This is a genomic window from Pseudorhodoferax sp. Leaf267, from assembly GCF_001422405.1.
Taxonomy (GTDB): Bacteria; Pseudomonadota; Gammaproteobacteria; order Burkholderiales; family Burkholderiaceae_C; genus Pseudorhodoferax.
The window spans coordinates 1034227-1055783 of record NZ_LMMV01000001.1 but is presented as its reverse complement, the minus strand read 5'-3'; the positions used below and the strand labels follow the sequence as shown (position 1 = coordinate 1055783).

Genomic DNA, 21557 nt, shown 5'->3' with positions numbered 1-21557 from the left:
CTCAGGCGCACAGCGCCAGTTCGAATGCTGCGTCCTCGCTGGAGGCATGCAGCTTGTCGTCCTCGCCCTGGCGCATCAGGCGCACCGAGATCATCAGGCGGTTGCCGCTGATCTCGGGGATCAGGTCCAGGGCGGGGTCGATGCGCAGGCGCAGCAGGTTGTAGCTGCGGCCCTGCGGCAGGTTCTGCTGGAACTGGCCCGCCAGCGCCATGACCTTTTGCGGCGCGCCGGAATCGCGCAGCATCTTCAAGAGGTGCTGGATCGATTCGGCCAGCGGCGCCATGGTCGACGCCCAACGGCCGATGGCCTGGCGGCGCGTTTCGGCGTCCTTGTGCTGCCAGGCGTAGTAGGCCGGCAGATCGAACCCGCAGGTGCCGCCCGGAATGCTCACGCGGCTGCGCAGGCTCATGAGCCAATCGTTCTCGGTCAGCGGCTGGCCGGCCTTGCCGGGCTGTTCGTGCAGGGCCGTGAAGCAGGCCTCGAGTTGGCCGATCACGTCCTCCAGCACGTCCTGGTCGATGGACGGGTTCTCGCGGTAGCCGGCCAGTTGCGCCTTGTGGCGCTCCAGGTCCTTCAGCACATCCGATTTCAGGTCTGCGCGCGCGGCGACATCCATGATCTCAAACAGCGTGACGAGCGCGAAATGGTGATCGACCGGATGGTCCCGGGGCAGCAGTTCCACCAGGCGGCGAAACAGATGCTCCAGACGCAGATAGGTGCGGATGCGTTCGTTGAATGGGTACTCGTATAGGATCACGCTCGGCTTCCGATCACCGGCGATGATAGCCCGAAGCCCTGCGCGAAGCCGTTCACTTCAACCTGCAGGTCCGCAAGGGAAAGCCCCTCGTTGTAAATCACGGCGTCCGCCGCGGCCAGGCGCATGGCGCGCGTCGCCTGCGCTGCGATGATGGCCTGCACGGCGGCCTCGTCCAGGCCACTGCGTTGGACCACGCGCGCGACCTGCGTCTGTTCCAGGCAGTCCACGACCAGCACGGCATCGACCTGCGCACGCCAGCGGCCGGACTCCACCAGCAAGGGGATGTCATAGACCACGACCGTGCGCCCGGCAGCCCGCGCCGCCTCCAGCTGCTGCTGGCCGAGCTGGCCCACGAGCGGGTGCACGATGGCTTCCAGCCGCCGCTTGGCATCCGGATCCTGGAACACCAGGGCGCGCATGCGGACGCGGTCCAGTGCGCCGTCTGGCGCGATCAGGGTGTCGCCGAAGCTGGCACGGATGGCGGCGATCGCCGACCCGCCGGCTGCCGTGACCGTGCGCGAGTTCGCGTCCGCATCGATCAGCGCAGCGCCCAGATCCACGAGCATCCGGGAGACCGTGCTCTTGCCGCTGCCGATGCCGCCGGTCAGGCCCAGGGTGCGCATGGCACTCAACGCAGCGAGAACGGGAACGCGAAGGGCACCAGATGGCGCACCTCGTTCGGCCCCGCGATCAAGCAGACCAGGCCTGCGCCGGCCAGGAAGGGGCCGAACGCGATCGGGACGTCCTTGTGGGCGAGCTTGCCGACCAGCAGCATGGCCCCGCCCAGCAGGGCGCCGACGATGGACGACAGCAGCAGGATGGCCAGCAGGTGGTCTGCCCCCAGCCAGGCGCCCAGTGCGGCCAGCAGCTTGAAGTCGCCGTACCCCATGCCCTCCTTGCCGGTCAGCAGCCGGTAGGCATGGAAGAAGCCCCACAGCACCAGGTAGCCCGCCACGGCGCCCCACAGCGCCAGTTCCAACGGCACCGTCCAGCCCAGCGCGGCTACGACCAGACCGCTCCACAGCAGCAGGTAGTTGAGCGAGTCGGGCAGCAACTGCGTGTCCATGTCGATCAGGAACTGGCACAGCAGCAGCGCCGCGAACACGGCCCAGGCCAGGGCCAGCGGTGTCAGGCCCCAGCGCCAGCCGCACAACGCGAACAGCAGGCCGGTCGCGAGTTCGACCAGCGGGTAACGTGGGCTGATGCGGCCGTGGCAGCCGGCGCAGCGGCCGCGCAGGGCCAGGTAGCTCAGCACCGGCACGTTCTCGTACCAGCGGATCGCATGGCCGCAATGGCCGCAGCGCGAGCGCGGGCGCATGAGGTCCAGCGGCGCCAGGGCGTCCAGCGCTTTCCCGACGGCGGCTGCGCTGGCGTACAGCTGCGGCGGTGGCGGCACCGGCTTGCGGCTGCCAAAGACCAGGTCCCACAGCGAGGTCTGCACGCCGTAGGCCGGGTCGGCGGCCATCAGGTTATCGGACGATTCACGCAGCCAGTCGCGGTACATCATGGCGGGCACGCGGTAGACCACGACGTTCAGGAAGCTGCCGATCAGCAAGCCCAGCCCGCCGCCGAGTGCAGCGTTCAACCACGCCTCGGCCACCATCAGACCACTTGGCCCAGCTTGAAGATGGGCAGATACATCGAGACCACGATGCCGCCGATCAGGCTGCCCAGGAAGACGATGATGATCGGTTCCATGAGGCTGGACAGGCCGGCGACCATGTCGTCCACCTCGGCCTCGTAGAAGTCGGCCGCCTTGCCCAGCATGTGGTCGATGGAGCCAGACTCCTCGCCGATCGAGCACATCTGCAGCACCATCATCGGGAACACGTTGGCATTCGTCATCGCGGCGGTCAGGCTGGTGCCGATCGACACCTCCTGCTGGATTTTGTCGGTGGCCACGGCATAGACTGAGTTGCCCGATGCGCCACCGACCGAGTCCAGCGCCTCCACCAGCGGCACGCCGGCCGCGAACATCGTGGACAGGGTGCGCGTCCAGCGTGCGACGCAGGACTTCTCGATCAGCGTGCCGAAGACGGGCACCCGCAGCAACAACCTGTCCATCGCCTGCTGCATGCGCTCGTTGCGCTTCCAGGCCTGCATGAAGAAGTACAGCGTGCCGCCGATGCCGCCGAAGATCAGCCACCAGTACTGCACGAAGACCTCGCTGATCGAAATGACGAGCAGGGTGGGCGCCGGCAGGTCGGCGCCAAAAGAGCTGAACACCTCCTTGAAGGCCGGAATCACGAAGATCATGATCACCGTGACGACGATGAAAGCCACGACGATGACCGAGATCGGGTACATCAGCGCCGACTTGATCTTGGACTTGATGGCCTCGGTCTTTTCCATGTAGGTGGCCAGCCGGTCCAGAAGCGCCTCCAAAATACCGGCGGCCTCACCGGCCTCGACCAGATTGCAGTACAGGTTGTTGAAGTACAGCGGGAACTTGCGGAACGCGGCGCTCAGCGAGCTGCCGGTCTCCACGTCCATGCGCACGTCATTCAAGAGTTTGGTCACGCTGGCGTTGGAGTTGCCGCGGCCCACGATGTCGAAAGCCTGCAGCAAGGGCACGCCAGCCTTCATCATGGTGGCGAGCTGGCGCGTGAAGATGGCGATGTCCTTGGGCTTGATCGACTTGCCGCCGCGCATGCGGCGCTTCTTGATCTTGGTGGGGAACACGCCCTGGCGCCGCAGCGAAGCCTGCACCTGGTTCTCGCCGACCGCGCGCGTCTCCCCGCGCACCTGCTTGCCGTTGCGGTCCTTGCCCTCCCACTCGAAGACGAACTCCTTGACGTCCCTGGAAACTGCGGTGGCCATAGATCCTTCTCGGAACGCCTTATTCGTTGGATACGGCCAGCACTTCTTCCAGCGACGTCATGCCCAGCTTGACCTTGTGCAGCCCGGCCTGCCGCAAGGAACGTACGCCTTCGCGCTTGGCCTGCTTGTCGATGTCCAGTGCGCTGCCGTCTGCCAGGATGATGCGCTGGATCTCCTCGCTGATCGGCATGACTTGGTAGATGCCGACCCGGCCCTTGTAGCCGTTGTTGCACATGTTGCAGCCCACGGGCCGGTAGGCCGTCCAGCTGCCGTCGAGTTCGTGCGGCTCGAAGCCCGATTCGAGCAGTGTCTCCCGCGGGATTTCGACCGGCGTCTTGCAGTTCGGGCACAGCCGGCGCGCCAGGCGCTGGGCCGTGATCAGGATCACGCTGGACGCGATGTTGAACGGCGCGATGCCCATGTTGCGCATGCGCGTGAGCGTCGTCGGAGCATCGTTGGTGTGCAGCGTGGACAGCACCAGGTGGCCCGTTTGCGCCGCCTTGATCGAGATGTCGGCTGTTTCCAGGTCGCGGATTTCGCCGACCATGATGATGTCCGGGTCCTGGCGCAGGAAGGACTTGAGCGCGACCGCGAAAGTCAGGCCCGCCTTCTCGTTGACATTGACCTGGTTCACACCGGGCAGGTTGATTTCCGACGGGTCTTCGGCCGTGGCGATGTTCACGCCAGGCTTGTTCAGCAGATTCAGGCAGGTGTAGAGCGACACCGTCTTGCCCGAGCCCGTAGGCCCGGTGACCAGGATCATGCCGTAAGGGCGGCCGATGGCCTTGAGCAGGCGCTCCTTTTCCTCCGGCTCGTAGCCCAACGCATCGATGCCAAGCTTGGCGCTGCTCGGGTCCAGGATCCGGATCACGATCTTTTCACCAAACAGTGTGGGCAGCGTGCTGACGCGAAAGTCGATCACCCGGTCAGGCCCGATCTTGAGCTTCATGCGGCCGTCCTGCGGCACGCGCTTTTCCGAGATGTCCAGCCGCGAGATCACCTTGATGCGCGAAGCCAGCTTGTCCTTGATCGCCACGGGCGGCGCGGAGATCTCGCGCAGTTCGCCGTCAATGCGAAAGCGGACACGGTAATTGTGCTCGTACGGTTCGAAATGCAGGTCGGAGGCCCGCATGCCAAATGCATCGAGCAGCATCTTGTGCAGAAACTTGACAACGGGTGCGTCTTCGACTTCGGCCAGGTTGGCCTCGGCCGTCTCGTTGGCCACGGCGATCGCGTTGTCGTCGAACTCGAACTCGCTGCTGATGAGCTCGTTCATCGCAGCGGTCGCGCTCGTGGCGCCAGCCTCCACGACACGGGACAGCTTGTCGTACTCGGCAATCACCCAGTCCACGCCCATCTGGGTCGAGAACTTGATCTTCTCGGCGGCCTCCTGGTCGGAAGGATCGGCCGTCGCGACCGCGAGCCGGTTGCCGCGCTTGCTGAGCACCACGACGCGGTATGCCAGGCAGATCTTGGTGTCCAGCAGGTCCTTGGGCAGGCGCTGCACATCGATGGCGTCGAGGTCGAGCACGGGCGCCGCGAACGCGGACGACATGATGTGGGCCAGGTCGAACGGTGACACCGCGCCGGAGCCGGTCAGCTCGGCGATGAAGCTGGTGCGGCTGCTCTGGGCTTTGCGGTAGATGTCTTCGGCGGCCTTCTGGCCCAGCTTGCCTGCGGCGATCAGAGCCCTGCCCAGCCCGGGCAGGGCCATCGTGGGAGGGGTCTTCTGAACCGAATCGACTGCAGCCATATCTCCAAAATGTATCAGGTGGCCCCTGGGCGAATGATCATCGCACTATTCGAACGGTGCTGTAAACGAACGCCGTTGTCGACTTGCCTCAAAACGCGCGCGTTGAGGCCGACAATACAAGTGGGGGTGCCGAACGCGGTTGGGCGCCACGCCATCCTTTCAGAGAGACCTATGTCCACCTCAAGTTCCAGACCGAACCTTGCCGAGGGGTTCAAGCGCTTCTTCTCGGTCGCGCCTGCGTTGACGCAAGCCGAGAAGAACGACGTCTACTTCATCCGGCACGATGTCTACGCCCGTGAACTGGGCTTCGAGCCGGTCCGGCCCGACCAGCGCGAGACCGACGCCTACGACCAGACGGCCGAGCACTGCCTGCTCAAGACCGCGGAGTCGCCGCAGCGCCTGGTTGGCTGTGCGCGGCTGGTGTTTCCCGACCCGCAGTCGCCCGATGCGTTGATGCCGTTTGAGAAGAGCTGCCGCGATTCGCTGTTCCGCGACGTGATCGATCCGTCCAAGTTGCCGCGCGACCGTGTGGCCGAGGTGTCCAGGCTGGCGGTGCTGTCGGACTTCCGTCGCCGTCGTGGCGAGGAGCAGCGCGAGGTCGCCATCGACGTGCGTGACTTCGGCGACGCGCAGCAGCCACGGTTTCCGTACATCCCCGTCGGCCTGTACATGGCGGCGGTGCTGATGGCACAGCGCCGGGGCATCGACTACATATTCACTTTGACCGAGCCGCGGCTGGCCGAGCATTTCGCCAAACTGGGCGTGAAGATCGTGCCGATCGGTGCGCCCATCGAACACCGCGGCACGCGTGTGCCGTCGGTGATTCACGCGGCGACGGTGGAGGCCGGCTTGCGTCTCATGATCCGCCCGCTCTGGAAGGCCATCGAGGAGCAGATGGCGAACGGTTATGGGCAGGCCGAACCCGGCAGCGGCGCCGCATGAAAGTTCTGGTCACCGGTGCAGCCGGTTTCATCGGCATGAGCGTTGCGCTGCGCTTGCTCGCGCGCGGCGACGAGGTGGTCGGGCTAGACAACCTCAACGACTATTACGACGTGAGCCTCAAGGAGAGCCGGCTCGCGCTGCTGCGTCCGCATGCGGCATTCCGTTTTGTGCTTATGGACGTGGCAGACCGCGACGGCATCGCGGCGCTGTTCGCGCAGGAGAAGTTCGACCGTGTCGTGCACCTGGCCGCGCAGGCTGGCGTGCGCTACTCGTTGAAGAACCCGCACGCCTACGTCGACAGCAACCTCGTCGGTTTCGTCAACATGCTGGAGGGTTGTCGCCACCAGGGCGTGCAGCACCTGGTTTATGCATCGAGCTCCAGCGTCTATGGCGGCAACACGAAGATGCCGTTCTCGGAAGCGGACCCGGTGGACCATCCGGTCAGCCTCTACGCCGCGACCAAGAAGGCCAACGAGTTGATGGCCCATACCTACAGCCATCTCTACGGCTTGCCAACGACCGGCCTGCGCTTCTTTACGGTCTACGGCCCCTGGGGTCGGCCGGACATGGCCTTGTTCCTGTTCACGCGGGCCATCCTGGAAGGGCGGCCGATCGACGTCTACAACCACGGCAACATGCTGCGCGACTTCACCTACGTGGACGACGTGGTCGAGGGTGTCGTGCGCGTGCTGGACCGCGCTGCCTCGGCCGACCCGGCCTACGACGCCGGCGCGCCGGATTCCGCAACCAGCAACGTGCCCTACCGTGTATTCAACATCGGCAACCGCAACCCGGTGCCGCTGCTGGAGTTCATCGCGTGCATCGAGCAGGCACTCGGCCGAACGGCTGAAAAGCGCCTGCTGCCGTTGCAAGATGGTGACGTGCTCGCCACGTATGCCGACACGGACGCCCTGAACGCGTGGGTGGGCTTTCTGCCAGCCACTCCGATCGCGCAAGGCATCAAAAAATTTGTCGACTGGTACAAGGGCTACTACCTGCCTCAGCGGTAGCGCCCCGGCGCCAGGATGTCGTGCGGGTCCAGGCTTTCGCGCAGCCTGGCGTGGAACGTCGTGGCCTTGTCCTGCAGCCCCACCAGAGTCGCCATGCCAGCAATGCCGACGCGGTACGGGAAGTACCCCAGCGGCCGCCCGGTCTTGACGAGGTCGTGGTAGCAGGCCGTGGCTGCGGCCACCTTGCCCGCGTCGTCGCGCTCGAACACGATGGGCACCGTGCTGTCGACGAGCTTGTCGCTCAGGGTGGTGAAGGTGATCAGAGGCTCGATGCCGTGGCGCCGCGTGACTTCCTTGACCATGTTCACGTAGCCGCGCACGGCCTCGGCGCGCATCGGCACCAGGGGCGCATACCAGATCAGCCCGCAACCGTCGCGTGCCGGGTCGCGCGCGCTGTTCTTCGGTGGGTTCGGGTTGCGCCAGTAGGCCAGCGGCAGCGCTGTTTCATTCGGCCGGCCTGCGACCAGTTGCAGTGACAGCGCCAGGGTCTCGGCCGTGCTGCCCAGCCGCCTGCCCAGGCTGCCCGGCAATCTGCCCGCGAGGGAGGCGAGGTTCTGCGCGCTGCCTGGCGTCAGAAAGATCAACCGACTCGCGACACCGGACAGGGCGCTGCGGATCTCCTTTTGCGCCGCGGCCACGACCCGATTCGTGCCGTACAACGTGCCGAAGCCGGTCCACGGCAGGATCTGGTACTGGCGGCCCAGTTCCTCAATGACCGCCTGCGGGATGAGGCCGTCGCCACCGAGGCGTTCCTTGGGATAGGGCGCCGACATGGACAGCACACGGTGCTGGTTCATGAGGTTGATGGCGCCTACGGTGCCGGGCAGCTTGCCGAGGATCTGGCGCAGGCGCGCCATGGCGGTTTCCAACAAGGCATCGTTCTTCAGGCTGAACAGACAGACTTTCACGCATTCGGGGCGGCGGGCCAGCACGATGCTCATCTTTGTCACGATGCCAAAGCCGCTTTGCGTGAACAAGCCGACCGAATAGGGGCCGACGCCCCATTTGAACAGGCGTGCCAGGTCTTCCCCGCCGGCCTCGCGCAGCGCCGTGTGGTACAGCGAGCCGTCGGGCAGAACGGCTTCGATGTCCGTCACGGCCGAAAAATGATCGGTGATCGGCGTGACTCCGTAGCCGCGCTCCAGCGCGTTGGCCAGCAGGCTGCAGCTGGGGCCAGCCCCGGTCACCGGCACCAGGAATGGGTGATTGCCGGCCTCCAGGAACTTCGCGAGCATGCCCTGGGTGACACCCGGTTCCACCGTCACAACCCCGAACTCGGCATCGAAATGCAGGATGCCCTGCAGGCGGCCCAGATCGACGATGACGCAACCGTCGCGCGCGGGCAGCGCCGTGCCATAACCCCAGTTGTGGCCGGTACTGATGGGATAGACTGGGACGCGATGCGCATGGGCGATGCGCAACACTTCGGGGATCTCGCCGCGGTCCGCGATTTGCAGCGTGGCGCTGATGCGTCGCTCGTTCCCGGCCGTGTCGGCGCCATACATCTGGTGCGATTGCTCCGGGTCCAACACATGCTCATGGCCCAGCAGTTGTGTCCATGCAACGAGCGCAGCATCGAGGTTCATTGTGTGCATTTATAGCGCGAATGATCGCCCGTTATGTGGAGAATTCGAAGCGCGGGAACGGATGGCCGCGGACCTTGTCCAGTGCGGATTTCCGTGCTTGCACGCAAGCGGGGTTCATGGCAGAGGTGCCTGGGAAGTGCGCTATAGTGCCCCGCACGATGGCCCACCATTGGTTAATGTAGGGGATTTGTCTTGAAAAATCATCATATTACGATGCGTAGCTTGGTCAGCAAGCTGGGATTCTTGGTGGTGGCGGCCCTCGTGGCGGGTTGTGCATCCAACAAGTATCCCGCGGCACCTGAATTGGCAGCTTCCAGCGATTACAGCTACATCATCGGTGCAGGCGATACTCTCAATATCATCGTATGGCGCAATCCTGAGCTTTCCATGTCGATACCGGTTCGCCCGGACGGCAAGATCTCCACGCCGCTGGTCGATGAAATGGTGGCGCAGGGCAAGAATTCGATCCAGGTGGCGCGCGAAATTGAAGGTGTGCTCGGCAAACTGGTACGTGATCCCGTCGTGACGGTGATCGTGACGAGTTTCGTTGGCCCTTACAGCGAGCAGATCCGGGTCGTGGGCGAAGCAGCCCGTCCGCAATTCCTGTCGTACAAGCAGAAGATGACCTTGCTCGACGTGATGATCGCAGTGGGCGGGTTGACCGATTTTGCCGACGGCAATGGCGCTTCCATTCTGCGCACGGGTGAGGGCGGCAAGCAATATTCCGTGCGTTTGCGTGACCTGGTCAAGCGCGGCGATATTTCGCAGAACGTTGAAATGAAGCCGGGCGACATTCTGATCATTCCGCAGAGCTGGTTTTGATTGATGGACGAACTGATTGCTCAGATTTCCGCGTTTGCAAAAGGAGCGTGGAAACATCGGTGGTGGGGGTTGCTGGCCGCCTGGGTGGTCGCCATCATCGGCTCCGCGGCCATTCTCAGAATCCCTGACAAATACGAGGCGAGCGCGCGCGTCTTCGTCGACACGCAGTCCATCCTGAAGCCTTTGATGTCGGGCCTTGCGGTGCAGCCGAATGTGAGCCAGCAGGTCACTATGCTGAGCCGCACGCTGATCAGCCGCCCGAATGTCGAGAAATTGATTCGTATGGCGGACCTGGATCTGGCATCCCAGTCTCCCTCGGCGCGTGAAGCGCTGATCGACTCCATGATGTCGACGTTGCAGATTCAAAGTGCGGGCCGAGATAATCTCTACACGATTACCTACCGTGACCCGGTGCCGCAAAAAGCACAACGCGTGGTGCAATCGCTGGTCTCGATTTTCGTGGAATCGAGTCTGGGTGACTCGCGCAAGGACACCGAGGCAGCACAAAAATTCATTGCCGACCAGATCAAGACCTACGAAACGCGTCTGGAGGAGGCTGAAACGCGGTTGAAGGAATTCAGGCTGCGCAATATCGAAATGCAGAGCGCTGCAGGGCCTGATGTCGCAGGCCGGATCGGCGAGCTGGGTAGCCAATACAACCAGGCTCGGCTTGAATTGCTGGAGGCCGAGCGTGCGCGCGATGCCGCCAAGCGTCAATTGGATGCAGAGCGGGCTTTGATTACAAGTGCATCGTCCAAAGCCGCAGGCGATGCGTCCAAGTTGTTTCCCACGCCGGAAATCGACGCGCGGCTCGATGCGCAGCGCAAAAACCTCGACGCTTTACTGCAGCGGTTCACCGACCAACATCCGGACGTAATTTCCGGGCGCAGGCTGGTGAAGGAACTGGAAGAGCAGAAGCGCAAGGAAGTGGAAGAGCTGCGTAAATCGGCGGTTGCGAATCCCACGCATATCACCAATAGCAGCCCTGTCATGCAGGAGCTGGGCAAATTGCTGGCGGCTGCAGAGGTGCAGGTGGCTTCGCTCACCGCACGCGTCAACGAATATGCGAGCCGGTACGAGCGTGGCCGCGAGATGGTCAAGACCGCGCCGCAGGTCGAGGCAGAATTTGCTCAGCTCAACCGCGACTACGCCATCAACAAGAAGAACTACGAGGATCTGGTGGCGCGGCGCGAGTCGGCGTCTTTGACGGGCAGCCTGGACTCCGTCGCGGGAGTCGCGGATTTCCGCCTGATCGACCCGCCGCGCGTGTCGCAACAGCCGGTGGCGCCCAACCGCTCGCTGCTGCTGATTGGTGCCATGTTCGGCGCGATCGTGGCCGGGATCGGCGTCGCTGTGGCCCTGAGCCAGTTGCGACCGGTGTTCCATGACGCCCGCACCTTGCGCAGCGTCGTCGGCCTGCCGTTGCTGGGTGTCGTGACCTTGGTCGTCAGCGACGCCGTGAAGAAGAAGGAGCGCTCCAACTTGCTGAAGTTCGCGCTGGCATCCGGAAGTCTGGTCATGTGCTTCGCGGTAGGGATCAGTCTCATGATCGTGATGACGGGCCGAATGGGGTGAGTGTCGTATGAGCAGTCTTATCGAGCAGGCTTCCCGCCGTCTGGAGCAATTACGCCAGGCCGGATTCGCCATCCCGGACGCGCCCCCCGCCGTCGACGTTCCGCCCGCCACGCCGAAGGCGCCGGTGGCCGCCGTGCCGGCAGAGCCGCCGCGGCCGCATGTCGTGTCCCGCCAGGTGGACCTGGATCTGGATGCGATGGTGTCGGCCGGGCTGGTGAGCCCCAATGCGCCGCGGTCGCACATCGCCGACCAATACCGCGTCATCAAGCGGCCCTTGATCGCCAATGCCATGGGCAAGGGCTCGGCACCGGTTGCCAACGGCAACCTGATCATGGTGACCAGTGCGGTGGCTGGTGAAGGCAAGAGCTTCACGGCATTGAACCTGGCCATGAGCATTGCGACCGAACTCGACAACACCGTGATGCTCGTCGACGCCGACGTGGCGCGCCCGTCGATCCTGCGCATGCTGGGGCTGCCGGCCAGCCGCGGTCTGCTGGACCTGCTGGTGGACGACAAGGTCGAACTGTCGCAGGTGCTCCTGAAGACCAACATCGACAAGCTCACGTTGCTGCCCAGCGGAACCCCGCATACGCGTGCGACCGAGTTGCTGGCGAGCGATGCGATGACCTTGCTGATCCAGGACATCGCCAAGCGCTATTCGGACCGGATCGTGATCTTTGATTCCCCACCGCTGCTGCTGACGACGGAGTCCCGCGTGCTGGCATCGCACATGGGGCAGATCGTGATCGTCGTCCATGCCGAGAAGACGCTGCAGAGCGACGTCGAGCATGCGCTGTCGACCATCGAGTCCTGCCCCCTGAAGATGTTGGTGCTGAATCAGGCAAAGGCCAACGCGGTCGGGGGTTACGGCTATGGATATGGCCAGGGCTATGGCTATGGCTATGGCCAATAGGACGCAGCGCCGATGCCCGGTATGTCCATGAGAATCCGCGCTGCCCGAAACATCCCGTTGTCGCGACCGTTCCGTGTGTTCTGCGTGGCCAGTGCGCTGGGCGCAACCGGCCTGGCGCATGCACAGCTGAACCAGGACGCAATCTCCTCGGCGGCGCCCGAACTGCCAGCTGCGCGCGGCGATGGCGAGCCGGCTGCCGCAGTGGCCCAGAAGCGCTTCTTCTCGATCACGCCCTCCCTGTCGCTCGATTGGATGTGGACGGACAACATCCGTCTGCAGACCGGCGACAGCAAAGAGTCCGACTTCGTCATGACGACGCGGCCTGGCCTCCGTTTTCTGGCCGACGGTGATCGCTTGAAGGCCAGTGTCGACTATTCCCTGAGTCGTCTGAGCCATGCGCGGGACCGGTCGCTTGATCGCAACCAGAACACGCTGGACGCCACGGGTTCCTACGAGCTGGTTGAGAACTTCGCGTTCGTCGATTTCAGCGGCAATATTTCGCAGCAAACCGTGTCCGCCTTTGGCCAGCGGTCCGACAACGACGCGGCCTTCAACGCCAACCGGACCGAAGTGGCAACCTACCGGCTGTCTCCCTACGTGCGCGGCCAGTTGGGCGATTTCGCGAGCTACCAGGCCCGGTATAGCCGACTCTCGACACGAACCAAATCCCAGCTGGCGCTGGATTACGACAGCAACGACATGTCGCTGGTCCTGAACGGCAACAGCCAGCAGCGCGTTTTCAGTTGGTCAGTGGACCTCAGCCACCAGGAGCTCGATTACAGCAACGGGCTCTCGTTCGAATCAGACCGCGCGCGGATGTTTTTGACGCATCCGATCACGCCACAGCTGGCGGTGTCGGTGATTCCAGGCTGGGAGTCGAACAACTACGCGACCGCGGAGAAAGACAGCCGGGCCACCATCGGTGGCCGGGTCAACTGGGCCGCATCGGATCGGACGAGCCTGTCGGCCCTGCTCGAGAAGCGCTTCTTCGGCCGCGCCTATTCGGTGGACTTCGAGCACCGCACGCCGCGCACGGCGTGGCGCTATTCCAATTCACGCGATGCCAGCGTCACGCCGAACCAGCTCGGCACGACCAGCCTGGGACCTCTGTACGACTTGCTGTTCTTCCAATTCGCGTCGGTGGAGCCCGATCCGATCCGCAGGGCGCAGCTGGTGCAGTCCTTCCTGCTGGCCAATGGCCTGAATGGCAACACCAACGTCAACCTTGGATTCCTGACGTCTGCCGTCTCGCTGGCGCGGCGGCAAGACCTTTCCTTTACCTTGCTCGGCCGCCGCGACACCTTGACCTTCCTGCTCTCGCAGTCGGAGAACAGCCGGCTGCTGCAGAACTCGGGCGACCTGGCCGACTCCAACTTCGTTCGCCAACATGGATTCACCATCACCTACTCGCACCGGCTGACGCCCGAGTCGACCCTGACTGTCTTGGGTACGCAATCGCGTGCCTCCGGTCAACTGGCCTTGCAGAGCAGTACCCTGAGAGCCCTGAACGTGAGCCTGTCGACCCGGCTGGGCAAGCACACCACTGCGACGATGGCCCTGCGTCGGGCCCAGTCGAACAACACCTTGTCCTCGTACAGCGAAACTGCGGTGCGTGGCGGGATCAGCCTGCAGTTCTGACCCATGTATGAACAGTACTATGGGTTGAGCAGCAAGCCGTTCCAACTCAACCCCGACCCCAGCTTCTACTTCGCCAGCAAACAGCACAGGCGCGCCAAGGCGTACCTGGACTACGGCGTGCTGCGCAATGAGGGCTTCATCGTCATCACGGGCGAGATCGGTGCCGGCAAAACCACCATTGTGCGCGGCCTGCTCGACAGCCTGGACGCAACCAAGGTCGTCGCTGGCAACGTCGTCAGCACGCAGCTGGAGGCTGACGACACCTTGCGCATGGTCGCCGCCGCATTCGGCGTGCGCACCAAGGACAGCTCCAAGGCCGACGTGCTCATGGCGCTGGAGGCCTTCCTGGTCGGCCAGACGGTGCAGGGCAAGCGCTGCCTGCTGATCGTCGACGAGGCGCAGAACCTGACGCCGCCCGCGGTGGAAGAGCTGCGCATGCTGTCGAACTTCCAGTTCGGCAACCAGGCCTTGCTGCAGAGCTTCCTGGTCGGCCAGCCCGAATTCCGCAACATCCTGCAGCACCCGCAAATGCAGCAGTTGCGCCAGCGCGTCATTGCAGCGTGCCACATCGGTCCTCTGGACCAGGACGAGACGCGTGGCTACATCGAGCACCGACTCAAGTGTGCCGGCGGCACTGGCCGGCCGCAGTTCGAGGCCGAAGCGTTCATCGGCATCTTCGAAGGTAGTGGCGGTATACCGCGGCGCATCAATGCGATCTGCGACCGCCTGCTGCTGCTGGGCTTCCTGAGTGAGAAGGAGACCTTGACCGCCGAGGATGTGCAGTCGGTGACGCAGGAGATCCGCGAGGAATCGGGTTCGTCGGGCGTGGGCTACGTGCGCAGCAATATCCAGGATCTCGGCCCCGTGCTCGAGGGCGACGCAAGCCATTTGCGCTTCGACCCCGCTGTGCTGGACAGTGTCGATGCGCAGATCTCCAGCCTGGACCAGGAGCAGCACGGCGACCGCCTGCAGCGGCTGGAGCGCAGCCTGTTGCGCCTGGAGCGGATCAATCTGGAGTTGCTGGCCATGCTGAAGAAGCTCGTGGGCACTGCCAAGCGAGCGGCAGAGGAAAAATCATCATGAATGGCAAGGCACAGTCTCCGATCACGAATGCGCTGACCATCGATGTGGAGGACTATTTCCAGGTCTCGGCCTTCGCGCCCTACATCGAGCGCAGCGACTGGGATGCGCGGGAATGCCGCGTCGAACGCAACGTCAACCGCATCCTGGACATGCTGGCCGGCCACGGCGCCAAGGCTACGTTCTTCACACTGGGCTGGATCGCCGAGCGCTATCCGCAGGTCGTGCGCCGCATCGTCGCAGAGGGCCACGAGCTGGCCAGTCATGGCTACGGACACCAGCGCGCCAGCGACCAGAGCGAGGACGTGTTCCTCACCGACATCCGCCAGGCCAAGCAGATCCTCGAAGACCTGTCGGGCGTGGCGGTGCAGGGCTACCGCGCGCCCAGTTTTTCGATCGGCACCGGCAACCTCTGGGCCTTCGACTGCCTGCAGCGCGCGGGCTACCGCTACAGCTCCAGCATCTACCCGATCCGCCATGACCACTACGGCATGCCGGACTCCCCGCGCTTTGCCTACGAAGTGCGCGACGGCCTGCTGGAAATCCCGGTCACGACCCTGCGCGTGATGAACCGCAATCTGCCGTCCAGCGGCGGCGGCTACTTCCGCTTGTTGCCCTACGGGCTGTCGCGCTGGATGCTGGGCCGCGTGAACGCGGGCGACCGGGAAGCCGCCATCTTCTACTTCCATCCCTGGGAGATCGATGTCGAACAGCCGCGGGTCGAGGGCATTGGCGCCAAGACGCGCTTTCGCCACTACGTGAACATCGGGCGCATGGAAGCGCGCCTAAACCGTTTGCTCGGCGATTTCCAATGGGGCCGCATGGACCAGATCTTCCTGCCCCCAGCGCTTGCCAAGGCGGCCTGACCACGAACGATGATGCTGACAGTCAAGCGTCTCTTGCCCCAGGACGACGATGGGGCCAGGCGATGGGATGCATTCGTCCTGGCCTGCCCGCAGGCCACCTTCTTCCACCGCGCGGGCTGGCAGGACATCCTGCGCACGGTGTTCCGCCACGACAGCCATTTCCTGTACGCGGAGTCCGAAGGCCACATTGTCGGCGTGCTGCCCTTGGGCCATGTGAACAGCCGTCTGTTCGGCAACGCGCTGGTGAGCCTGCCGTTTGCCGTTTATGGCGGCGTGGCAGCGAGCAGCCCGCAGGCCGCTGAAGCGCTGGAGCGCGAGGCACAGAAACTCGCCGAGCAGCTGGGCGTGGACCACCTGGAGATGCGCAACGTGCAGCGCCGCCACGAGGACTGGCCGCTGCAGGACCTTTACGTGACGTTCCGCAAGGCCATCGGCCCCGAGGACGAAGCCAACATGTTGGCCATCCCGCGCAAGCAGCGCGCGATGGTGCGCAAGGGCATCAAGAACGGCCTCGTGAGCGTCATCGACGCCGATGTCGACCGCTTCTTCGCGCTGTACTCCGACAACGTGCACCGGCACGGCACGCCCGCGTTCTCCAGGCGCTACTTCCAGGCCTTGCAGAAGACCTTTGGCGCCGACTGCGAGGTGCTGGTCGTGACCACGGCCGAAGGGCGCCCGCTCAGTGGCGTGCTGAGCTTTTACTTCCGCGACGAGGTGCTGCCGTATTACGCCGGCGACGACGAAGCCGCGCGCGACCTGGCGGCCAACGACTTCAAGTACTGGGAGCTCATGCGGCGCGCCGCCGCGCGCGGCATCCGCGTGTTCGACTACGGGCGCAGCAAGCAGGGCACGGGCTCGTTCGCGTTCAAGAGGAACTGGGGCTTCGAGCCGCAGCCTCTGCACTACGAGTACCGCCTGTACAAGCGTGAAGCGATCCCGCAGAACAATCCGTCGAACGCCAAGTACCAGTTCGTGATCCGCACCTGGCGCCGCCTGCCGCGCGCCCTGGTCAATATGGTCGGCCCGCACATCGTGCGCAGCCTGGGCTGAGCGCCATGGCCAACCTGCTTTATCTCGTGCATCGGCTGCCCTACCCGCCCAACAAGGGCGACAAGGTGCGGTCGTACCACCTGCTGCGGCACCTGCAGCGCGAGCACCGCGTGTTCCTCGGAACCTTTATCGACGATCCGCAAGACGAGGCGCACCTGCCGGCGCTGCGCGCCATCTGCCCCGATCTGCACGTCGCGCGCCTGCAGCCGCGCACGGCCAAGCTGCGCAGCCTGGGCGCACTGCTGCGGCACGAGGCGCTGACGCTGGCCTACTACCGTGATGCGGGCCTTGAGCGCTGGGTGCGCGACACCCTCGCCGCACAGCCCATGGATGCCAGCGTCGTGTTCTCGTCGGCCATGGCCCAGTACGCGCCGCGCCACCTGCCGATGCTGGTCGACTTCGTGGACCTGGACTCGGCCAAGTGGTCGCAGTACGCCGCATCCCGGCCCTGGCCGTTGTCCTGGCTGTACCGGCGCGAAGGCGCCCGTCTGCTGGCTTTCGAGCGCAGCGTCGCGGCGCGTGCCCAGCATTCGTTTTTCGTCACCCCGCAGGAAGCCCTGTTGTTCCAGCAGCGCGCCGTCGAGAGCGCAGCGCGGGTGGAGTCCCTGGGCAACGGCGTGGACGCCGCCTATTTCGCCGCAGACCCGGCGCGCGTGTCGCCCTATGCGCAAGGGGAGCAGCCGCTGGTGTTCACGGGCGCCATGGATTACTGGCCCAACGTGGACGCCGTCGTCTGGTTCTGCGCCGAGGTGCTGCCCCCGCTGCGCCAGCGCTGGCCACGACTGCGCTTCGTGATCGTGGGCCGCAACCCCGCGCCAGCGGTGCAGGCCCTGGCCTCGGATGCCGTCTCGGTGACCGGCACGGTGCCCGACGTGCGCCCGTACCTGCAACACGCGGCACTGGTTGTCGCACCGCTGCGCATCGCGCGCGGTATCCAGAACAAGATCCTGGAAGCCATGGCCATGGGCAAGGCCGTCGTGGCCACGGCCGAGTGCGCGCAGGCCATCGGCGCGCGCGACGGCATCGAGATGTTTCCCGCTGCCGATGCCGCGGACTTCGTGGCCCAGGTCGACGCCCTGCTCCAGGCGCCGCAGCGCGCGGCCGCAGCCGGCCGCGCCGCGCGCGACAAGGTGCTGCGCAGCTTCAGCTGGGAGGCCCATCTGTCCGGGATCGACCGCCACCTCAACGCCTTTGCGGCCGCGACACCGCAGCCCGTACCCGCATGCTGACCCGCGCTTCCTCCCCTTCGATGCCGCAGCACTGGCGCGGTCCCCTGGCCGCCTTCGTGCTGGTCGTGGGCTTGCTGCTGGTGCTGTACCGCGACACCGTCGTCGGCATGGTGTCGATCTGGGAGCGCTCGGACACCTATGCGCACGGCTTCCTGGTCGTGCCCATCGTGCTGTGGCTGGTGTGGCGCCAGCGGCACCGCGTCGCCGACCTGGTGCCCCGGCCCAGCCTGGTCGCCGTGCTGCTGATGCTGGGCGCCGTGGCGCTGTGGCTGGCGGGCGACCTGGTGGCCGTCAATGCCGCGACCCAGCTCGCGTTCACCATGCTGCTGGTGCTGGCGGTGCCGGCTGTGCTGGGCTGGCAGGTCGCCTGGGCCCTGCTGTTCCCGCTGAGCTTCATGTTCTTCGCCGTGCCCATCGGTGACTTCATGATGCCGATGCTGATGGAATGGACGGCCGACTTCACCGTCGTGGCGCTGCGCCTGTCCGGCATCCCGGTCTACCGCGAAGGGCAGCAGTTTGTCATTCCTTCGGGCCACTGGTCGGTGGTGGAGGCCTGCAGCGGCATCCGGTACCTGATCGCCTCGGTGACCGTGGGCTCGCTGTTCGCGTACCTGAACTACCAGTCGCCGCGCCGGCGCGCACTGTTCGTGCTGGTGTCCATCCTCGTGCCGCTGGTCGCGAACTGGCTGCGCGCCTACATCATCGTGATGCTGGGCCATTACTCGGGCAACACGCTGGCGACCGGCGTGGACCATCTGGTCTACGGCTGGCTGTTCTTCGGCATCGTCATCCTGATCATGTTCGCCATCGGTGCGAAATGGTCCGAGCCCTCGCCCGACCTGGAGGCCCGGCCCAGCCTGGCGCCGCCCGGCACCGCATGGCGTGCGCGCCCGGCCGTGCTGGCGGCGCTGTGCGCCGTCCTCGTGCTGCCCCATGGCGTCATCTGGGCGCTGGAGCGCGCGCAGAACCATGCCGCGCCGCAGCTGGCCTTGCAGGGCCTGCAGGACGGCTGGCAGAGCGGCGCCGTGCCCTCGCCGGACTGGAAGCCGGCCTTCCACAACCCTTCGGCCGAACTGGTCCAGGGCGCCGCCAAGGACGGCCGGCAGGTGGGGGTCTACATCGGCTACTACCGTGGCCAGGGCAACGACCGCAAGCTCGTGAGCTCGATCAACCAGCTCGTGCCGACCACCAACAAGGACTGGTCGGAAGTCTCTGCCGCGGGTGGGACCGCACCCTGGGCCGGAACGCCGGTGCCCGTACGCACCGCGGAACTGCGCGCCTCGCTGGTCGGCGACGTCAAGGCGGCACGGCTGCTGGCCTGGCAGGTCTACTGGGTCAACGACCGACTCATCGCCAGCGACGCGATGGCCAAGATCCATGGCGCAGTGTCGCGCCTGAGCGGGCGGGGCGATGACTCGGCCGTCGTCGTCATCTACACGCCGACCGATGGCACGGGCAGCGCGCGCCAGACCCTGGAGTCGTTCGTCCAGGCCAATGGCGCGTTGATCCAGGCCAGCCTGCAACAGACGCGCCAGCGCTGAGGATCGCCACCATGTGCGGAATTTCCGGCCTCTTCGACCTGCGCGGGCAGCGCGATTTCTCGCGCGCGCTCATGTCGGCCATCAACGACATCCAGGCCCACCGCGGCCCGGACGAGGCCGACCTGCACCTGGAGCCCGGCCTGGCGCTGGGGCACCGGCGCCTGTCGGTCATCGACCTGGCCACGGGCCTGCAGCCGCAGTTCAACGGCGACGGCACGGTGGCCATCGTGTTCAACGGCGAGATCTACAACTACCGAGAACTGACGGTCGAACTCAAGGCCATGGGCTACCAGTTCAAGACGCGCAGCGACACCGAGGTCATCGTGCACGCCTGGGAGGCCTGGGGCGAGGACTGCGTGGACCGCCTGCGCGGCATGTTCGCGTTCACCATCTGGGACCGCAAGCAGCAGGTGCTGTTCCTCGCGCGCGACCGCATGGGCGTCAAGCCCATGCATTACGCACTGCTGCCCGACGGCAGCTTCATCTTCGGCTCCGAGCTCAAGGTCATCACGGCGCACCCGGCCTTCGCGCGGCGCATCGACCCGCTGGCGGTCGAGGAGTACTTCGCGCTCGGCTACGTGGCCGATCCGCGCTGCATCTACCACGGGGCCCACAAGCTGCCGGCCGGCCACAAGCTCACGCTGCGCCGTGGCATGGAGCGGTTGCCCGAGCCCCAGCCCTACTGGGATGTGCGCTTCACGCTCGACAATCCCATCGCGTTGCGCGACGCGCAGGCCGAACTGCTCGAACGCATCGACGAGTCCGTGCGCCTGCGCCTGATCGCCGATGTGCCGCTGGGCGCCTTCCTGTCCGGTGGTGTCGATTCCAGCGCCGTCGTTGCCGCCATGGCCCAGGTGTCCGGCAACACGGTCAAGACCTGCGCGATCGGCTTCGACGACCCGCGTTTCAACGAGTCCGCGTTCGCGCAGATGGTGGCCGACCGCTACAAGACCGACCACCGGCTGGAGATCGTCAAGAGCGACGACTTCGACCTGATCGACACCCTGGCCTGGCTCTACGACGAACCCTTTGCCGACAGTTCGGCCGTGCCGACCTACCGCGTCTGCCAGATGGCGCGCAAACATGTCACGGTGGCGCTGTCGGGCGACGGCGGCGACGAGAGCTTTGGCGGCTACCGGCGCTACCGCCTGCACCTGGCCGAAGAAAGGGCACGCCGCGCGCTGCCGCTGGGACTGCGCCGCCCGCTGTTCGGCGCGCTGGGTCAGCTCTATCCCAAGGCCGACTGGGCGCCGCGTGTGTTCCGCGCCAAGACCACCTTCCAGGCACTGGCCTTCGACTCGGCCCAGGCCTACCTGCACAGCGTGTCGGTCCTGCGCGCCGACGAGCGCGAGCGCCTGTATGCGGACGGCTTCAAGAAGCAGCTGGGCGGCTACAGCGCCCTCGACGTGTTCCGCGCGCATGCGGGCCGCGCCGGCACGGACGACCCGCTGGCGCTGGTGCAGTACCTGGACTACAAGACCTGGCTGGTCGGCGACATCAACACCAAGGTCGACCGCGCCGCCATGGCGCATTCGCTCGAAGTGCGCGAGCCGCTGATGGACCACCAGCTCGTCGAATGGCTGGCCACGCTGCCCACCAGCCTGAAGATTCAGGGCCAGGAGGGCAAGTACCTCCTCAAGAAGGCCTTCGAGCCGCGCCTGCCCTCCGACGTGCTGTACCGCCCGAAGATGGGTTTTTCGGTGCCGCTGGCCAGCTGGCTGCGCGGGCCGCTGGCGCAGCGCACGCGCGACGCCGTGCTCGGCGCGCGCATGGCCGATTCGGGCTATTTCGATCCCGGCGTGCTGCGCAGCATGGTCCAGCAGCACCAGAGCGGCCAGCGCGACTTCTCGGCGCCGCTGTGGACACTGCTCATGTTCGAAGCCTTCCTGCGCCAGGTCGAACAGCCTGCCGTGCAGGCGTCCGCATGATGGCGCCCGCGCGGGATCGGCACCCCGTCGCTGCGGATAATGCCCAG

General features: G+C 65.3%; 18 protein-coding genes. 12 read left to right on the top strand and 6 right to left on the bottom strand.

Annotation, left to right across the window (positions count from 1 at the left end; genetic code table 11):
- Position 1: 1 nt before the first annotated feature.
- The 5 genes from zapD to pilB are packed head-to-tail and all read right to left on the bottom strand — an operon-like array spanning position 2 to position 5330.
- Positions 2-757 (bottom strand): cell division protein ZapD, encoded by a 756-nt coding sequence (gene zapD, locus ASF43_RS04635; protein ID WP_056177176.1) that lies wholly within the window; start codon positions 755-757, stop codon positions 2-4.
- A complete protein-coding gene (gene coaE / locus ASF43_RS04630; protein WP_056177174.1) occupies positions 754-1380 on the bottom strand; it encodes a dephospho-CoA kinase in 627 nt (208 codons plus the stop codon). The genes zapD and coaE overlap by 4 nt, the downstream gene beginning before the upstream one ends.
- 5 nt (positions 1381-1385) lie before the next feature.
- Positions 1386-2360: an A24 family peptidase gene (locus ASF43_RS04625; RefSeq protein ID WP_056177172.1), complete on the bottom strand. Its 975-nt coding sequence runs from the start codon at positions 2358-2360 to the stop codon at positions 1386-1388.
- Positions 2360-3577, bottom strand: coding sequence for a type II secretion system F family protein (locus ASF43_RS04620; RefSeq protein WP_056177170.1), 1218 nt, complete (start codon positions 3575-3577; stop codon positions 2360-2362). Before ASF43_RS04620 ends, ASF43_RS04625 begins: the two co-directional genes overlap by 1 nt.
- 19 nt (positions 3578-3596) lie before the next feature.
- The gene (gene pilB / locus ASF43_RS04615; RefSeq protein ID WP_056177168.1) at positions 3597-5330 is read right to left on the bottom strand and encodes a type IV-A pilus assembly ATPase PilB; all 1734 of its coding nucleotides are present in this window, start codon (positions 5328-5330) and stop codon (positions 3597-3599) included.
- Positions 5331-5501: 171 nt separating this feature from the next.
- On the opposite strand from pilB, the gene ASF43_RS04610 reads away from it, so the two are divergent.
- Together ASF43_RS04610 and ASF43_RS04605 are read left to right on the top strand one after the other, a co-directional pair.
- Entirely contained in the window at positions 5502-6272 is a 771-nt protein-coding gene (locus ASF43_RS04610) for a PEP-CTERM/exosortase system-associated acyltransferase (protein WP_056177166.1), read from the top strand.
- A complete protein-coding gene (locus ASF43_RS04605) occupies positions 6269-7282 on the top strand; it encodes an NAD-dependent epimerase (protein WP_056177164.1) in 1014 nt (337 codons plus the stop codon). The genes ASF43_RS04610 and ASF43_RS04605 overlap by 4 nt, the downstream gene beginning before the upstream one ends.
- On the opposite strand, the gene ASF43_RS04600 is transcribed toward ASF43_RS04605, so the two are convergent.
- The gene (locus tag ASF43_RS04600) at positions 7273-8868 is read right to left on the bottom strand and encodes an FAD-binding oxidoreductase (protein WP_056177163.1); all 1596 of its coding nucleotides are present in this window, start codon (positions 8866-8868) and stop codon (positions 7273-7275) included. The two genes, ASF43_RS04605 and ASF43_RS04600, sit on opposite strands and share 10 nt — an antisense overlap.
- 213 nt (positions 8869-9081) lie before the next feature.
- Between ASF43_RS04600 and ASF43_RS04595 the strand changes: the two genes are divergently transcribed.
- The 10 genes from ASF43_RS04595 to ASF43_RS04550 are packed head-to-tail and all read left to right on the top strand — an operon-like array spanning position 9082 to position 21510.
- Positions 9082-9690, top strand: coding sequence for an XrtA/PEP-CTERM system exopolysaccharide export protein (locus ASF43_RS04595; RefSeq protein WP_056177161.1), 609 nt, complete (start codon positions 9082-9084; stop codon positions 9688-9690).
- A 3-nt stretch (positions 9691-9693) separates the two neighbouring features.
- Positions 9694-11265, top strand: a complete 1572-nt coding sequence (locus ASF43_RS04590) for an XrtA system polysaccharide chain length determinant (RefSeq protein ID WP_056178117.1) — start codon at positions 9694-9696, stop codon at positions 11263-11265.
- Positions 11266-11272: 7 nt separating this feature from the next.
- Positions 11273-12178, top strand: a complete 906-nt coding sequence (locus tag ASF43_RS04585; RefSeq protein ID WP_056177159.1) for an XrtA-associated tyrosine autokinase — start codon at positions 11273-11275, stop codon at positions 12176-12178.
- A 21-nt stretch (positions 12179-12199) separates the two neighbouring features.
- Positions 12200-13816 (top strand): TIGR03016 family PEP-CTERM system-associated outer membrane protein, encoded by a 1617-nt coding sequence (locus ASF43_RS04580; RefSeq protein WP_162241756.1) that lies wholly within the window; start codon positions 12200-12202, stop codon positions 13814-13816.
- Positions 13817-13819: 3 nt separating this feature from the next.
- Positions 13820-14899 carry an XrtA/PEP-CTERM system-associated ATPase gene (locus ASF43_RS04575; RefSeq protein ID WP_056177156.1) on the top strand — a complete coding sequence of 360 codons (1080 nt, stop codon included), beginning with the start codon at positions 13820-13822 and terminating at the stop codon, positions 14897-14899.
- A complete protein-coding gene (locus ASF43_RS04570) occupies positions 14896-15762 on the top strand; it encodes an XrtA system polysaccharide deacetylase (RefSeq protein WP_056177154.1) in 867 nt (288 codons plus the stop codon). The genes ASF43_RS04575 and ASF43_RS04570 overlap by 4 nt, the downstream gene beginning before the upstream one ends.
- A gap of 12 nt (positions 15763-15774) precedes the next feature.
- Entirely contained in the window at positions 15775-16812 is a 1038-nt protein-coding gene (locus ASF43_RS04565) for a FemAB family XrtA/PEP-CTERM system-associated protein (protein ID WP_200932425.1), read from the top strand.
- Between the two features lie 5 nt (positions 16813-16817).
- Positions 16818-18041, top strand: coding sequence for a TIGR03087 family PEP-CTERM/XrtA system glycosyltransferase (locus ASF43_RS04560; protein ID WP_200932424.1), 1224 nt, complete (start codon positions 16818-16820; stop codon positions 18039-18041).
- Entirely contained in the window at positions 18035-19582 is a 1548-nt protein-coding gene (xrtA, locus tag ASF43_RS04555) for an exosortase A (RefSeq protein ID WP_056177148.1), read from the top strand. The genes ASF43_RS04560 and xrtA overlap by 7 nt, the downstream gene beginning before the upstream one ends.
- Positions 19583-19593: 11 nt before the next feature.
- The gene (locus tag ASF43_RS04550; RefSeq protein ID WP_056177146.1) at positions 19594-21510 is read left to right on the top strand and encodes an XrtA/PEP-CTERM system amidotransferase; all 1917 of its coding nucleotides are present in this window, start codon (positions 19594-19596) and stop codon (positions 21508-21510) included.
- The last annotated feature ends 47 nt before the right edge of the window (positions 21511-21557 follow it).